We start from the raw sequence: 14,554 nt of genomic DNA on the forward strand, positions 1-14,554 counted from the left end.
TCTCGCTCACGCGGGCAAGACTTCGGCGTGAGCGCTCAGTCGAACGCTGCCCGCACTACCAAAAACCCCTCAAAACAAAATTGACAGAGTACTAGTGGTCTGTCTCATTAATTATGTATGCTAAGTGTCTTCTTCTTTTCTCTTCCTTCGCGCACTTCGCGTCTACCCTGCGGGAACGACTTCGTCGAACGCGGTTCGTTTTGTACCCCTCGAAATTTTGGCGACAGACCACTAGTCCCTCATCCATGCCCAAAAACAAAAAATCCCACGCCTTAATGACTTGGGAATTTGAGTTGCCAAATTTTGATTTAACTAACTAAATTAAAATCTTAAACCAACGCCACCTTGCAAAGAGAAAGCAGTACCACTACCATCGCGGTAAGCATCAAAAGCGATAATGGCGTTACCAAAAATTACCGTGTTGCTATTGGGGACAACGTAATCAATGCCAGGTTGTAAAGCAAAACTAATTTTATTACCTACAGGAGAAGGATCGTCTCCACTAGCTAAAGTCAAACCAGCACCTAAATAGGCATCAGTTTGCCAATTTAGGGGAACATCATAAGAAACTGTAGGTACAACTGCTGTACCCTGACCGACTAAAGCTTGAGCGCGGAAAGAAATTGGCGATTCTAAAAGCTTATAACGAAAAGCTATCACCCCACCGATTTGCGCACCATCACTCAATCCCACAGAGGGGCCGACACCAATATAACTGCCATAGGCAACTTGAGCTTGTGCTGGCTGAATACTGGTAGCCAGATTCAACAGCGAACCAACCCCCAGAACTGTCATCAAACACCAGAGATTTTTCATTGCTCCTCACACCCTCTGAAATTATTAAGTTCCTTTTAATACCTATGTTATCGCCGTTGTGAAGAATAAGCATTGGGTATGGGGCATTGGGCATTGGGTGGAGACGCGATGAATCGCGTCTCTACAATGCTCCCTGCGCCAATCCCCTAAGGGCAGCGAGGATGAATGCCGCCTTGAGTGCAAATGTAAGCCAGTTGTTTACTATCTAGGTTTTTGGCTTGAGAAAAATCAACTCCTTGAACTACGGCGGAAACGGAACCTTTTGATGGTGTTTGAACGAATTCATCTGCTGGATCTTGCTTGCTGGGTGAGAGAATTGTGCCGCGAAAATCAGCGCCGGCTACATTGGCTCCCCGTAAATCAACTAAGCTGAGATCGGCATTTTGGAAATTGGCGTTTTGCATTTGCGCTGAACGCAACACTGCACCAGTCAAACGGGTAGCGGTTAAATTAGCATTGCTGAGATTCGCATGTTCTAAATCGGCTCCTGATAAATCTGAGCTTTGCCAATCGGTTTTGGTTAAGTTGGCGTAGGCTAATTGTGTACCTATGGCAGTAACTCGCCCTAAACGCGCTCCATATAAATCAGCTTCGTTTAATTTGGCATCACCTAAATCTGCTCCGGTTAAGCTGGCATTTTCCAGCACAGCGCCGCGTAAATCGGCTCCTACTAGTTGGGTGCTGCTGAGGTTGGCACCAATGAGACGGGCATCGGATAAGTTGGCTCTGTTGAGGGTAGCACGGCTCAAATCGCTACGGTTCATGATGACGCGGCTAAGAATGGCGTCGGTGAAATTGGCTTGCTTCATCTGCACTTGGCTCAAATCGGCAACTACATCGTCGTAGGTATCCCAGCGCCCATCTTCACCAACGCTGCGAAAGCGACTACCGCGAAAACTACTTTGGTTGAGATTTGCAGATTTGAATTTAATTCCTGACAAATCGATGTTGTCTAATACCAAGTTGAACAGGGGATTAGCTTCTGCGCCAGTGGAACCTAACTGAGTACTACTCATATCGATTCCGTGGTTTTTACCACTGTAAACAGCAAGAATTTTGTTGATGGCTTTTTGATTGAGTTGTAAGCGCTTTTGTCTTAATTCTAAATCGGCGATCGCATTTTTGTCGGCTGATGCTAATTCGCCAGCTAAAAACTGATTTTGATTTTTTAATTCGGGGATAGCATTTAAGCCGACATGAACTAAAGCTTGTTGAACTGTATCTACTAGGGTAGGGTTGGGTTCCTTCACTAGTAAATCGGTGAGAAATTGAATCGCCTGGGGATCGTTGAGAGTTCCCATCGCCAGAATTGCGGTGCGGCGTTCTTCTACACTAGCAGTTGAGTTGGGATTTAGCTGTTTAATTAGTTCTAGGAATTGTTGACTGTTGATTTGCTGCGATTTCCGCAGGGTTTCTTGGGTTTGAATGTAAATTTGCGTGCCGACTAAGGTTGCTAATACGGCTGTCATGCTTACCAGAGCGACGGCAATCATGGTAAGATTAGGATTCTGGCGGATTTTTGCCAATAAAGGATGGATTTGGGAATAATCGCCTTCATCCTCTGCCGATGCATCTTCCGCTCCTGCATTCTCAACTGAGAGCGAGCTGGGTAAGGGACGATTGGCATCTACTGTATAAGTACCTGCGACAATATCATGAAATGAGCGCCGACCTTGCTTTGATGGTAAGCCCATGCTTTCAGCTGCGATCGCCAATAATGCCAAGGAGGCAAATAAAGTTAAATTGGGAAAGCCTAAGCTATAGCGCCACAGCAAATAAGCGACAGATAAAGGTACAGTCCAACGTCCAACACCTTCACGCAGTATAACTGCACCAAATCCGGGTGCTTTTCCTTGTTCGTTGACGACGCGAACGCCTAAGCGCCGTTTGGGGATTGTGCTACCTGTTCTTGCGAGTAAATATAACTGCCAAGTAGAGAGAGTTACAGGTGCGAATATCGCTAAACTCCACAAAATATTCGTCGGCCAAGCTACATTACGAATACCATAGCTCACAGGTAAAGCTAAAGGACGAGCGATCGCTCTTTCTGTGACTACTAATAATGGATTCAGGGGTACGCGATTTAAATCGCTCTTGGAATTGGCATAAACGCCTAAACCAAAAGGAATCAACCCGCTAGCAGCTACTAAGGTGATTTCCGCAGCCCAAGCAGCAAAACGTCTCGTTACTAATGACAGTGAATGGGATTTTTCGGGATTTTTTGATCGGTTAGAGCGATCGTTACCACTCCTAACAACTGGTGTCGTCATCGTCTGAATTACCTTTGAATTTATTTTTACACCGTTCTGGATACGGTTTAACTCAGCTATTTTTTCTGTTGAAAATTACTAGACACAAAAAATTTGTATCCAACATACACCAACACTGCCAACACTGCCAGACTAATGACGGAAGCTACAAGTTTGAGCAATGCTTGCACCACTGCTATGCCTAAAAGCGCCGTCACGCCTAAAACTACTAGTTTTTTCATGTCCGTCAAGCTATTAAACCAGTTTTGCAATCTCACTAACTGAGAATTTAAGCTGGCAAAACTAAACTCAAAGCTTGGTTTTGGTGTTTCTGGTGGGGAAACTTGTGGCGACGAAGAATTAATCTGTGCTTCTAGGTTTTGCAGGCGACGTTGCAAGTCTTCTTCTGGTTGAGGATTCATGAATCTTTTCTACCTCAGCTTGTAGGCGGTTTTGTCTGTGATTTTAGCTGATGTATATGTTTGCCTGATGGTTTTAAATAACTTAACACTTATATTTTGCGTCTATTTTGCGTCAAAATTTCAATTTAATAACTTCCTCAAACACCTTTATGGCAATGATTTCATGATTATTTGTCACTAATCCGGACATTCCAAAATAGTACAGGTGCGATCGCGAACAAAAATATTTACTGACTACTTATATACTGAGTATTTAAATTGCACAAATCTCCGTATATGTTGATGATTTATGCTTTCTTGGCAAATATTTACTTTACAGTTTTTTAATTCATTTTATGTCCTATATTTTTGATATGTAAAGATGAGAATTTATACCTTGTATTTTGGAACATAATCTCATTATCATCGTCTTAAAAGTTAGATTATGTTTAAAAATATCGCTTACTTATCAGTCGGGAGCATTTACTGAATAATATGAAAACACATCAACTATTTACGGTTGTTCCCGCAGCTTTGGCTATGAGTTTGGTACTGAGTGATGCTAATTTGGCGCAAACCCCTGCCAACATCATTAGTGCTAACTTAAGCTCCGACCCAGTAGTATTAAATGGCAAATCTGATGCTGCTGTCAAAAGTAATTGTGGTAATATTCCTACTAAACCTAGTCAAGTTATTCAAGTACCAAAATCCCTGCCTTACTTGCGCGTCACTGTAGAGAGTAAAGGACAGCCAACTTTGCTAATTGACGGGCCTGGAGGTAAATTTTGCGTTCTCGCAGATAGTTCTGAAGGTAAGGCGGAATTGGCTGGTTACTGGCAATCTGGACAATACTCTTTTTATGTAGGGGATGTATCTCAACGCCAGGTTAACTATACTCTCTCTATTTCCCAACAGCCAGAGAAGAAGTAGTTGGATAAGCAGAGGAAGCAGAGGAAGCAGGGGAGAAACGTTTTATAAGTTTTCCCCTGTCTTAGGTTAATTAAATGTAGTACATCAGTTCTTTGTCGCGGTGCTTGCTGCGGCGATCGCATAAATCTTGGAGGGTGTAACTTTCTAAAACTGCGTTAGCCGCTTGACGCGCTTCTTGCCACACTTCCTGGATAATTTGGGTTTCTAAGGTTTTGCCATGTTGCTCAACTTTGGGGGTGACTGCATCTACCCCTTCAATACAGCTCCAAGCTTCCAGTAAAGTGATTTTGCGCGGTTCCCTTGCTAAAACGTAACCTCCCTTGGCTCCCCGGATGCTCTTAATTAAACCGCCACGCCTCAAAGTTGCGAGCAATTGCTCTAGGTAGCGGTTGGGGATATCCTGTAGTACAGCCATCTGCCGAATTTGGAGAGATTCGCCACTAGAGTAACGACTCGCCAACTCTAACAGAGCTAGAAGTGCGTATTCAGATTTGTTAGAGATTTCCACAGGTGTAATATATTAATTAATAAATTAAGTTTTACTGTTGACTTTTTTCTCATAATATGAGTAAAAGCTTGCTAGTCTATTTTAGCTTGACTAGCTGATATAACTTTAGAGATTGTTAACCATAGAAGCAAATATTTTTGTTTTTTATTTGGATAAAGAAAGCTTATTAATTAGTTGAAATTGCTTTCCTGTAAGGAATTGTGTATTTCTGGGGTGGATGATTCCCCGCAATACAAAAATAGTTTCATGACAACTTTGTTGTCCAAGAGTCCTGCACTTAGAGGCAAGCAACATGGAACTCAAAGCAGTGGCAATGCAAATTCCCGAAGGCTGTAACGTGATTTTGGGGCAAACCCACTTTATCAAAACGGTGGAAGACCTGCACGAAATTATGGTAAGTATATCGTCACAGGTGAAATTTGGCATTGCTTTTTGCGAAGCTTCAGGCCCTTGTTTAGTCAGAAGTACGGGAAGCGATCGCGTTTTGGAAGATGTAGCAATTAATAATGCGATCGCGCTCGGTGCAGGTCACAGTTTTATTATTTTACTCAAGGACGCCTATCCTATCAATTTTCTCAATGCGATTAAGCAATGTCCAGAAGTCTGTACGATTTACTGCGCTACCGCCAATCCTGTAGAGGTAATTGTCGCTCAAACCGAGCAAGGTAGAGGAATTTTGGGTGTAATTGATGGATTTTCGCCCAAAGGTTTAGAAACGCCGGCAGATGTGAAAGCGCGTCAAAGCTTTTTACGCCAAATTGGTTATAAGCTTTAAAAATTTGCTCTCACTTGTACACCATAAGTTACAGGCTCACCAAATCCCGCAGTCACATTGGGTGGTGGGAAGAGGAACCCAGAGGTAATGTAGCGCGTATCAAACAAGTTGTTGGCATATAAATAAATACCATATTTTTCTCCTTCGTAACCAATACGAGCATTTACCAACGCATAAGGATCTTGTTTGACTTGGTTAGCATCATCAAAGTAAGTTACACCATAACCACGCAATTCTGCACGGGCAAAAATTCCGCCGGAACTGCGATATTGAACTGCTAAGTTATAGGTTAGTTCTGGTGCGAAAGGAACGCGATTGTTGCTAAAATCTCCACCTGTAAAGGGATTTCTGTAATTCTTGAATTTGCTGTCTACATAGCCAATTCCCGCAATTACATCTAATCCGGTGATGGGAGTGGCTTTAACCTCAAATTCGAGTCCGGTAACTTTTACATTTGCATTGGTAACATTTCTAAAAAAACCAAAATCATCAGTTAACAACACTTGGTAGTTATCAACATCGGTTTGGAAAACAGATAGGTTTGCACTCAAACGATCGTCTAACCAAGAAGATTTTAAACCAGCTTCGTAAGTCCAAGAAGTTTCCTCTTGAAATCGGCGCGTGTCTTCTATATCGGCGCGGTAGTTAAATCCACTCGGTCTGTAACCTTTGGCGATTGTGGCGTATGCCATTAAATTGGGACTAAAATTATACTGTAATCCCAAGCGGGGGATAAATTCATCGCTGCTCAAAGTTGCTCCCCGCAGTTCTGGACTTAGTTGATTTACTGTCCCGTTGGTATTTTCAAATACACGACGACGGGCGAGGTCAGCTTCAGCAGTTTCATAGCGCAAACCAGCAAATAAAGTTAAAGGTGGAATTGGTTTGTAGTCAATTTGTCCAAATACGGCGTAAGTTTGGCGATTTTGTTCGGCGGAAATGCGATTGTTTCCTGGTGCAGACAAACCAAAGGCAGCTGCACCTGCATCGGTATATTTGAAAGTATCGTTAATTACGTTAAAATCTCTCGATTCATAGTAAGCACCGAGTAACCAACGCCAACGATCCGCAGTTTCGGGAGATTGTAAGCGAAATTCCTGCGACCAGATAGTAGAATTAATCGCCAAATCCTGTTGTAACAAGTCACCGGGGAAATTATCACCAACCAAGGTAACTTGATTGCTAAATCGTCTTGCGGTGATGGATGTAGCTCGAAATCCTGCACCGTTGTAACTAATTTTTAGCGATTGGGTATTAGTGCTGAGGCGGTTAAAACCATCGACTTCTTGGGAGATTTGAAAAGGATTTGGTGCATTTTGTCGGGAAAAGGTAGGACTACCGTTATCGTTGTCACTGGCGTAAGTGTTAAAGGATATATTCCATTCTGGTGTCGGTGTCCACAAAATTTGAGCGCGTCCACTAATTTGCGATCGCTCTCCCACTGGCTTATTAAGTAATATATTGTCAAATACGCCATCTCGTGCATTGTATGCGCCTACGAGGCGAAATGAAAGTTGATCGGGAATAATCGCATTGCTGAGGGATAATTGAAATTCTCGCTGATTGTCGCTCCCATAACCGGCAATAATTCCCATTTCTGGCTGATTGCTGGGGGGACGAGAAATAATATTTACCACCCCCGCAGGACTACTTCTACCGTATAAAGTACTTTGGGGGCCTCGCAATACTTCCACCTGTTCTAAATCAATCAAATTAACATCTAAAAACCCACCATAATCTAAGGGAACATCATCAAGGTAAAAGCCAATGGTGTCTTGAGAGGCTAAAAAGTTAAAGTTATTCAATCCCCGCAGGCTATAGTAACTAAAGTCAGCACTGCCGGCGGTGGTGGGAAAAAAACTAAAATTGGGTGTATTGTTGGCGATATCTTGAAAAGACCGAATTTGGGCGGATTCGAGTTGGTCTTGGGGAATGACAGTTAAACTTAAAGGTACATCTTGGGCGTTTTCTGGGCGTTTTTGGGCGGTGACAGTCAATTCGATATCTGGGGAATCGGGAGTAATAGCGATCGCTAAACTATTAGCTTGATTTACCACTGTGATGGCAGGTAGATTTCCCTGGGCTGCGATCGTCACGCGCACTTTGTTGTTATACTGCTGGATGACGCTCACATAAGCAATACCAGTTACTGGGTTGTCTTCCCGCCATTCTGCTGTTTCTGGTAGAGCTAACACTGCATTGGGAATATCTGCAATAAATATATTTCCATCATTGAGAGTGACTGGTGCGGATATTTCTCCATCTGGAGTGGCGATAATTAGCTCAAGATTATTTTCTGTACGATTGAGGCGGACAGTAGTAATTTTAATTGGTTGGGGAGTTGGTGCTGACTGTGCGAGCAAATCTTGAGTACTCGTTAGCGATCGCTCTTGAACGCTGAGTAAGTCACGAACAGTATTTTTCTGTTGCGCATTAACTTTCTGCGCGATCGGCAGACAAATTGTACCGACTATAGCTATATAGACAAACTGTTTGAGTTTCAAAGCTACCCCACAATCCACAAAAACCACATCAGCAGACTTGCTGGTCAAATTGTTGATTTTGCGGAGTCAACTTGTCAAAAGACAAATTGTCAAATCAAATTCTCTCTCTTGCTCCGTAAATCACCAGCGCAATCAATTTGACAAGCCGTCATTTGACAGCAATTTGGTTGTTACCGAGAATGAGGAAGTATTTCCATCGTTTCTCAGGAAAGTGATGCAGTTGTCTGTGAAATCAGCCCAGATGCCTATAGTCAGACACCTCCGATATTTGGCAATAGCAGTAGTGCCGATAACTGCTATTCTCGGTAATTATACGAAAAGCATAGCTGAAACTACTCCTACCCAAGAAGTCACAATTAAATTTAATGCCAAAGTAGGCAAACAGGCTTTTGAGTGCGGACAAACCTATACTTTAGGTAAGCCAGCCACACAAATGACTCTCTCGGATTTCCGCTTCTATGTATCCGATGTGGCTTTAATTGATAGCGATGGTAAAGCTGTACCTCTAGCTTTAACACAGGATGGCAAATGGCAATACCAAAACGTCGCTCTCCTAGACTTTGAAAATAAATCTGGTGCTTGTGCTAACGGTACTGTAGAAACGCGCAATCAAGTTATTGGTACAGTACCCAAAGGTAATTATCAAGGATTGCAATTTACTTTAGGTGTCCCCTTCAACCTCAATCACGCTGATTCCGTTACTGCTCCATCACCGCTAAATCTCACCTCATTATGGTGGAATTGGCTGTTTGGCTACAAATTTACGCGGATTGATTTAGTTAGCCCCAATAATCCTACCCCAGGGGCGAAACACGATGCCCAAAGTCAAAAGTCAGAGGGTTTTCCCATCCACTTGGGAAGTACAGGTTGTCAAGCAGTTGAGGGTAGCCAAAAACCAGCAAATTGTACTAATTTGAATACATCAAAGGTAATTTTTGTCAAGTTTGATCCGCAAAAAAATACAGTGATTGCGGATCTTGCAGCATTGATTGGCGATACTAACGTCACAGTTAACCAACCCAAGACTCCTGCGGGGTGTATGTCTTCCCCGGAAGATGGAGATTGCAATGAGATTATGCCTAACTTGGGTTTACCATTTGCAGGTAAACCCGCTTCTAGACAGAAATTTTTGACGGTGGAATGAAATTATCTCGCTGGTTTACCCTAGCTACCATTTGTCTATTATCAATTTGCCTAGCAATTGGATTGAGTACAGCTTTTGGTACATCTCCAACTTCAGAATATGATTGGAATCTGCCTAGTTGGATGCCAAAACCAATCGTACCAGCAGATAACCCCATGAATCCGCCAAAAGTGGCGTTGGGAAGACACCTTTTCTATGAGAAGCGCCTATCAATCACCAAGGAATTTTCTTGTGCTTCTTGTCATATTCAGCAACTAGCCTTTACTGATGGTAAACCCGTAGCTGTAGGCGCAACTGGCGAAACACATCCCCGGAATTCTATGAGTTTGGCGAATATTGCCTACAACCCCGTATTGACTTGGGCTAACCCTTTGATGACAAAGTTAGAAAATCAAGCCTTAGTACCCATGTTTGGGGAACATCCGGTAGAAATGGGTATGGTAGGAAGGGAGAAACAAATTTTGGCGATGCTGGAAAATGATTCTAAATATCGCCAGATGTTTACAGCCGCTTTTGGAGATAGTCAAGATGCAATTAGTTTGGGTAATCTCACTAAAGCCTTAGCAGCTTTTCAACGCACCTTAATTTCTGTAAACTCACCTTACGATCGCTATCGCTTTGGCGGTGACTCTAATGCTATTTCTTTGGCGGCTAAACGAGGTGAAAAATTATTTAATAGTGAAAATTTAGAATGCTTTCACTGTCATGGTGGTATTAACTTCTCAGATTCAGTGATGCACGATCGCCTAGCTTTTGTGGAAATCGCTTTTCACAACACTGGGCTTTACAATATAGATGGTAAAGGAGCTTACCCAGCAGATAATACTGGTGTTTATGAAATAACTCACAAACCATCAGATATGGGACGTTTTAAAGCTCCGACTTTGCGCAATATTGCTTTAACTGCTCCTTATATGCATGATGGTAGTATTGCTACTTTAGAAGAAGCGATCGCACATTACAAGGCAGGTGGACGAACTATTAAAACCGGAAAGTTTGCGGGAGTAGGAAGTACCAATCCCTTGAAGAGTAACTTTATCTCTGGGTTCACATTATCTGAGGCTGAGACACAAGATTTACTCGCATTCTTGCGCAGTTTGACTGACGACACATTTATTAATAATCCTGCATTTAGCGATCCACAGGGTTGAGCGATTTTGGATATATAGCAATCCTATCTGAGTTGTGAAAATATTTTTTTTGATGAACCGCCTTCTCTGCGAGAGGCTTCCGCCAACGCGCAGCGTCTCGCAGAGAAGACGCCAAGTACGCCAAGAATTAGAGAAAAACAGAGAACTAGCAAATTTCACCAATGATTTAGGATTGCTATACTAATTTCAGTAAACCGAGAACTTTGGCGATTAAACGCTAGTCATACTTTAAATAATTATGAAATTTACCTTCTCTAAACCTTCCTTATTAGCTTATGCATCATCTATTTTGCTGCTAGGTTTTTCGATACCATTAATTGCTCAAATACCAGCTTCTAATGCTTCTACTGAATGTCCAAATATCAAGCCACCACATCTTAATACAGTAAACGATTTCATAGGTATGGGACACTTTCAAGAAGAGTGTCAAAAAGACTCACTGGCTGCGGTTTCTTCTTTTACACAAGCAATTCGACTCAATCCTCAAGCTGAAGAACCCTATTATCATCGTGCAAATGCTTACGCTGCAATTGGGAATTATAAAGCCGCAGTGGCAGACTATACTGAAGTAATTAGGCAAAATACAGGTAAACTTGGTTTTACTAGTCCTGCATATTCAAATAGGGCTAGATCTTATGTAAAATTAGGCGAAAAACAAAAGGCGATTTCAGATTTGACTCAATCAATTAGTATTGATAGTCCCTATACCTATGTTGACGAATATTTATTAAGAGGTAATCTTTACAAGGATTTAGGCAAGAAAGAAAGTGCAATAGCCGATTACAAAGCAGCAGAAAAACTGCTTCAGGAATATTTAAATGGATCTTTCGGCAGTGGTTTACAAGAACCTCGATATGAAAAGATGCTGGAGAAAGTCAGAAATGAATTACAGCAGATTGCCAGTTGATGAGGTACAGATTATCGTTGATTGTAGGGGCACTGGCACTGCCATGCCCCTAAGCGCTCATTTACATGAAATATGCTATATATATTGATGGCATAATTTTTGTCTCAATTTAAATAATATTGGCGACACATCCATATATTCTAGAGGGCATGGCAATGCCATGCCCCTACCCATTTCTAAATGGGATTACCACTAGCTGCACAACGATTGGTGATTTTTTCCAATTTCGCTTTTAAATCTGCCCATGTAATCCCGGCTAAATTAGGCAAAACTACATGAGATGCACCTACACGTTCAACTGTGCCGAGTCCTACTGTCCACATCCCAGATGCTAAACCAGCTTCAATCCCAGCTGCTGCATCTTCTACAACTATACATTGATTTGCTGGTAATCCTAACTCTTTAGCAGCAAATAAAAATAAGTCCGGTGCGGGTTTGGGTTTTTCGACACTATAACCATCAGCGATCGCATCTACTTTATCAGCAATCCCTAATTTCTCGACAACTGTGTGGGCATTTTTGCTAGCTGAACCGATCGCAATTTTAATTCCCCCTTGCCGTAATTCATCTAAAAGCGCGATCGCACCTGGTAATAAATCCTTGGGTGTAATATTTTGAATTGATTCTACATAATAATTATTCTTCCGCTCCATCATCTCTTGTAGTTGGGCTTCTGTATACTGTCTATTTTTAACAATCAGCATCAGTGATTCCCGCCGCGATACTCCCCGCAGTGCTTCGTTATCTTCCCGATTAAATGGTATTCCCTCTTCATCGGCTAGTTTCTGCCAAGCGCGATAGTGGTATTCTGCGGTATCTGTTAATACTCCATCTAAATCAAAAATCACGCCGCGAATATCAGCAGATGGAGTTGCTTCTTTCCGCAAATCAAATTCATGCCATTTCCCTTGCCAATGCAGTTGAAATTGCAAGCGCGTCCAACTAGGGGGTAGCTGGGGATGGGCTACAGGGCCATTTTCGCTCATTTGGATACCACCAAAGCCAAAAATCACGGTTTGCCAGATTCCCCCAGCACTCGCCCCATGTATACCATCGTTATTATTACCCCGGACATCTTCTAAATCTACCATTGCCGCTTGCATGAAGCGTTCGTAAGCAGCTGCGGATTTCCCCAAGTCTGAGGCTAGGATAGCGTGAATAGCCGGGCCGAGGGAGGAACCGTAGGTGATATCTGTGCGGGGTGCGTAGTAATCCCAATTTACCTGCAAGGTTTTGGCATCGTAGGGCGATTCTCCAGATTGGCGCATTAAATAAAGCAGCATTAATACATCTGGTTGTTTGAGAACTTGCCGTTTATTCGCTCCCTCAATCCCCAAAATGGCTTGCATGGAACGAGTGCGCGGTTCGTATTCATTTAAATCGATATCTTCTAACTGGAAAAACCCCTCGTACTGCTCAATCGTTCCTGTGGCAGAATCTTGCAGCAGCCAAATATTGGCAATGATATCTTGCCAGCGCGATCGCTGTTTTGTCCCTAGATGTAATTTATCTTCTAATTCCTGAGCTTTTTCTGGAAATGTCGCCTTCAGCCAATCATAAATTTTAATTGCGCGTTCCAAATGCCATTGCACCAGGCGGTTGGTGAAGGTGTTGTTATGGACAAATTCGTGATATTCATCGGCTCCAATGACGCCGCGAATCTCATAACGTTCGTATTTGGGGTTAAATTCCACTCTACTACCCCAAAATATCGCCGTATCTAAAACAATCTCCGCGCCACAGTCTCGCATCCACTCATCATCGCCTGTAGCTTGCCAGTAGAACCAAATAGCATAAGCGATGTCTGCACTAATATGAATTTCGCGATCGCGGCACCAAATCCGCACATCTTCCCCATAAGGATCGTTAGGTAGCGCCCATCTCGGTGTCACCTCATCCCCACTATCAGCACTTTCCCAAGCATACATCGCACCTTTATAACCATCATGAGCCGCCTTCCGTCGCGCTCCATTTAAGGTGTGGTAGCGGTAACTCAGGAGATTTCGCGCTAATTCAGGTTGGGTATAGATGAAAAATGGCAAAATAAATATTTCTGTATCCCAAAAAATATGCCCATGATAGCCGAAACCAGAAAGGGTTTTGGCAGGGATACTCACTTTATCGTCATCTAGGGGAGCAGCAATTAAAAGCTGAAATAAATTGTAGCGAACTGCAAAAGCAGCTGTAACATCCCCTTCGATTATAATATCACTTTTTTGCCAAATTTTTGCCCAAGCTTGTTGCTGCTCTAAAACAAGTGTTTCATAGTTCGGTAAAACTACTAGTTTTTCCCTTGCGGCTTGTTCTGGTGCTGACACTTCGCGGGAGGTAAAAATCGTCACTACCTTTTCGGCTGTGACTGTTTGATTGGCTGTCGCCATGAAGGTAGCGCTTAATGTCGGATAACCAGGCGCACTGTAAACCTGTAATGATGCTTCTGCCCCAGAGATAGTCAAATTAGCTGCTAAACCGATATCAATTCGGGAGTTGCGAGTGCGGCGATGTAACCAAATTCCTCTGTCGGTTTTGTCTTGTTCCAGATATTCCCAGTGATTAAAACCGGGGTTTTCGGGGTAGCCGTTGATGCTGGCTTGAATTTCAATCAACCCATCAAAATCTAAAGGCGTAACTTGACAGCGTTGCCCTAAGACATGGCGATCGGCGATGCTGGCGAAGCGTTCAAAATGCAAGTCTATGGTACTTCCCTGCGGACTGCGCCAACGTACAGAACGAGTTAAAAGACCTTGGCGGACATCAAGTTGGCGACTATAGTTTAGTATCTCACCTCGATCCAAACGAAAGCGATCGCCATTAATCGTCACCACCAATGGTAACCAATCAGGACAATTGACTAATTCTGTATAGACAACAGGAACATCATCATAAACACCGTGGATAAAAGTAGCCGGTAATGCACCCATGTACCCTTCCTCAAAGCTACCTCTAGTGCCTAAATAACCATTGCCAATGGTGAAAATGGTTTCTCTAGACTGCAATTGGTCTGGGTGAAACTGGGTTTCCGTTAAAATCCAGTCTTGATAAATAAAATCGCGGTAATTGTCTTGTTTATCATTTGTCATTGGTCATTTGTCATTTGTCATTGGTCATTTGTCATTGGTCAGAGACGCGATGCACCCTTGTCTGTACAATCGTCATTTGTCCCTCTTCC

11 protein-coding genes are annotated in these 14,554 nt (G+C 42.8%); 5 read left to right on the forward strand and 6 right to left on the reverse strand.

Annotated features, from left to right (window positions below; translation table 11 throughout):
* Positions 1 to 321 precede the first annotated feature (321 nt).
* The 3 genes from AACW45_RS05085 to AACW45_RS05095 all read right to left on the reverse strand — a co-directional run bounded on the left by AACW45_RS05085 (position 322) and on the right by AACW45_RS05095 (position 3,487).
* On the reverse strand, positions 322 to 816 hold the full coding sequence (locus AACW45_RS05085; protein ID WP_190538860.1) for a hypothetical protein: 495 nt from the start codon (positions 814 to 816) through the stop codon (positions 322 to 324).
* Between the two features lie 146 nt (positions 817 to 962).
* On the reverse strand, positions 963 to 3,086 hold the full coding sequence (locus tag AACW45_RS05090; protein ID WP_190631714.1) for a pentapeptide repeat-containing protein: 2,124 nt from the start codon (positions 3,084 to 3,086) through the stop codon (positions 963 to 965).
* A 56-nt stretch (positions 3,087 to 3,142) separates the two neighbouring features.
* Positions 3,143 to 3,487, reverse strand: coding sequence for a hypothetical protein (locus AACW45_RS05095; protein WP_190538858.1), 345 nt, complete (start codon positions 3,485 to 3,487; stop codon positions 3,143 to 3,145).
* A 474-nt stretch (positions 3,488 to 3,961) separates the two neighbouring features.
* On the opposite strand from AACW45_RS05095, the gene AACW45_RS05100 reads away from it, so the two are divergent.
* A complete protein-coding gene (locus AACW45_RS05100; RefSeq protein WP_190538857.1) occupies positions 3,962 to 4,396 on the forward strand; it encodes a hypothetical protein in 435 nt (144 codons plus the stop codon).
* 70 nt (positions 4,397 to 4,466) lie between these two features.
* On the opposite strand, the gene AACW45_RS05105 is transcribed toward AACW45_RS05100, so the two are convergent.
* The gene (locus tag AACW45_RS05105) at positions 4,467 to 4,904 is read right to left on the reverse strand and encodes an RrF2 family transcriptional regulator (protein WP_190631716.1); all 438 of its coding nucleotides are present in this window, start codon (positions 4,902 to 4,904) and stop codon (positions 4,467 to 4,469) included.
* 292 nt (positions 4,905 to 5,196) lie between these two features.
* Here AACW45_RS05105 and AACW45_RS05110 point away from each other — a divergent pair, with 292 nt between their 5' ends.
* On the forward strand, positions 5,197 to 5,679 hold the full coding sequence (locus tag AACW45_RS05110) for an adenosine-specific kinase (protein WP_190631718.1): 483 nt from the start codon (positions 5,197 to 5,199) through the stop codon (positions 5,677 to 5,679).
* Here AACW45_RS05110 and AACW45_RS05115 read toward each other — a convergent pair.
* Complete coding sequence (locus AACW45_RS05115) at positions 5,676 to 8,201, reverse strand: TonB-dependent receptor domain-containing protein (RefSeq protein ID WP_190631892.1); 2,526 nt, start codon at positions 8,199 to 8,201, stop codon at positions 5,676 to 5,678. The two genes, AACW45_RS05110 and AACW45_RS05115, sit on opposite strands and share 4 nt — an antisense overlap.
* Before the next feature lie 208 nt (positions 8,202 to 8,409).
* Between AACW45_RS05115 and AACW45_RS05120 the strand changes: the two genes are divergently transcribed.
* The 3 genes from AACW45_RS05120 to AACW45_RS05130 all read left to right on the forward strand — a co-directional run bounded on the left by AACW45_RS05120 (position 8,410) and on the right by AACW45_RS05130 (position 11,385).
* Positions 8,410 to 9,327: an MbnP family copper-binding protein gene (locus AACW45_RS05120; RefSeq protein WP_313933761.1), complete on the forward strand. Its 918-nt coding sequence runs from the start codon at positions 8,410 to 8,412 to the stop codon at positions 9,325 to 9,327.
* Positions 9,324 to 10,478, forward strand: a complete 1,155-nt coding sequence (locus AACW45_RS05125; protein ID WP_190631720.1) for a methanobactin export MATE transporter MbnM — start codon at positions 9,324 to 9,326, stop codon at positions 10,476 to 10,478. Before AACW45_RS05120 ends, AACW45_RS05125 begins: the two co-directional genes overlap by 4 nt.
* Positions 10,479 to 10,716: 238 nt before the next feature.
* Positions 10,717 to 11,385, forward strand: coding sequence for a tetratricopeptide repeat protein (locus AACW45_RS05130; RefSeq protein WP_190631723.1), 669 nt, complete (start codon positions 10,717 to 10,719; stop codon positions 11,383 to 11,385).
* A 176-nt stretch (positions 11,386 to 11,561) separates the two neighbouring features.
* Here the strand turns inward: AACW45_RS05130 and pgmB are convergent, their stop codons facing one another.
* Complete coding sequence (gene pgmB, locus AACW45_RS05135; protein WP_190631725.1) at positions 11,562 to 14,465, reverse strand: beta-phosphoglucomutase; 2,904 nt, start codon at positions 14,463 to 14,465, stop codon at positions 11,562 to 11,564.
* Between the last annotated feature and the right edge of the window lie 89 nt (positions 14,466 to 14,554).

This window comes from Calothrix sp. FACHB-168 (assembly GCF_963889195.1).
Taxonomy (GTDB): domain Bacteria; phylum Cyanobacteriota; class Cyanobacteriia; order Cyanobacteriales; family Nostocaceae; genus Aulosira; species Aulosira anomala_A.

Excerpts from the sequence above, each read along its gene's own strand:
- AACW45_RS05090 (WP_190631714.1), bottom strand. The coding sequence starts at position 3,086 with ATGACGACACCAGTTGTTAGGAGTGGTAACGATCGCTCTAACCGATCA.
- AACW45_RS05100 (WP_190538857.1), top strand. The coding sequence starts at position 3,962 with ATGAAAACACATCAACTATTTACGGTTGTTCCCGCAGCTTTGGCTATG.
- AACW45_RS05095 (WP_190538858.1), bottom strand. The coding sequence starts at position 3,487 with ATGAATCCTCAACCAGAAGAAGACTTGCAACGTCGCCTGCAAAACCTA.
- AACW45_RS05110 (WP_190631718.1), top strand. The coding sequence starts at position 5,197 with ATGGAACTCAAAGCAGTGGCAATGCAAATTCCCGAAGGCTGTAACGTG.
- AACW45_RS05085 (WP_190538860.1), bottom strand. The coding sequence starts at position 816 with ATGAAAAATCTCTGGTGTTTGATGACAGTTCTGGGGGTTGGTTCGCTG.
- AACW45_RS05130 (WP_190631723.1), top strand. The coding sequence starts at position 10,717 with ATGAAATTTACCTTCTCTAAACCTTCCTTATTAGCTTATGCATCATCT.
- pgmB (WP_190631725.1), bottom strand. The coding sequence starts at position 14,465 with ATGACAAATGATAAACAAGACAATTACCGCGATTTTATTTATCAAGAC.
- AACW45_RS05125 (WP_190631720.1), top strand. The coding sequence starts at position 9,324 with ATGAAATTATCTCGCTGGTTTACCCTAGCTACCATTTGTCTATTATCA.